The sequence below is a fragment of the Bacillus sp. sid0103 genome, assembly GCF_019219025.1.
In genome coordinates this window covers 1-991 of record NZ_JAHUWN010000087.1, presented here as the reverse complement: position 1 = coordinate 991, position 991 = coordinate 1, and the positions used below count along the sequence as shown (strand labels likewise).

1 protein-coding gene is annotated in these 991 nt (G+C 36.5%); it reads left to right on the top strand.

What is annotated here, in order from left to right:
• Nucleotides 1-170 precede the first annotated feature (170 nt).
• Nucleotides 171-938, top strand: a complete 768-nt coding sequence (gene istB / locus KW850_RS32550) for an IS21-like element helper ATPase IstB (RefSeq protein WP_218351717.1) — start codon at nt 171-173, stop codon at nt 936-938.
• Nucleotides 939-991: the final 53 nt, after the last annotated feature.

The following is a 991-nucleotide window of genomic DNA, read 5'->3' as shown; positions in this document are numbered from 1 at the left end:
CACCCTCTTTTAACAGGAAAAGCTGAGGCACATATGAAGTTAGAACACTATAAAAAAGGATTGATTGAAACAACTAAAGGTTTGGCGACCCGTCCCAATCAATCCCCTGAACTTGAAGTGGAACAACGTTCCCTACAAGTCTATGAACAATTAGAAGGGAGCGACATTAGTTGATCACTCAACATCTAACTGAACGACTAATAAAAGTTGGATGGCACCATACTTCGGACCAAATTGAAGGTCTATTAGAAGATGCCTCTAAAGATAATGTACCATATTCTGAGTTTCTTAACACTATACTATTGAATGAAATTGAGTTCCGAGAATCAGCAGCACTTGAGAAAAGGGTTTTAAAAGCAAAGCTTCCGTTTAAAAAAACAGTTCATGAATTTGATTTCGATTTTCAGCCAAGTCTCAGTGAAAAAAGAATTAAGGAAGTGTTAACCTGTCGGTTTATTGAAAATGGTGATAATGTCATACTCTTGGGTCCACCAGGGGTAGGCAAGACTCATTTATCAGTGGCATTTTCTACAGAAGCTATTATTAAAGGGTACACTGCTCTATTTATTAGAGCTGATGACTTTATTAACGAGTGTGAGAAAGCAGAGAAACAAGGACTGGTAAATAGGATTATAAAACGTTGGAGTAAACCAGACATTCTTGTAATAGATGAATTGGGCTATTTCCCCTTTGATAACTTTAGTGCCAATATATTCTTTCAAGTAATTTCTAAACGTTATGAGAAAGGTGGATCTTTGATCATAACATCAAATAAGTCGTTTATTGAATGGGGGAAAATATTTGGTGATGAAGTATTAGCAACAGCAATATTAGACCGTCTACTGCATCATGCCACTACATTTAACATTAAAGGAGATTCATATAGGCTTCGTGAGAAGCAAAAAGCTGGCATTCAGCCAGCTGTCTTAGAACGTTGATAATAGGGAATTTGGTTCCGTTGAAAAAAGGGAATTTTAAACCGTTGTTGACA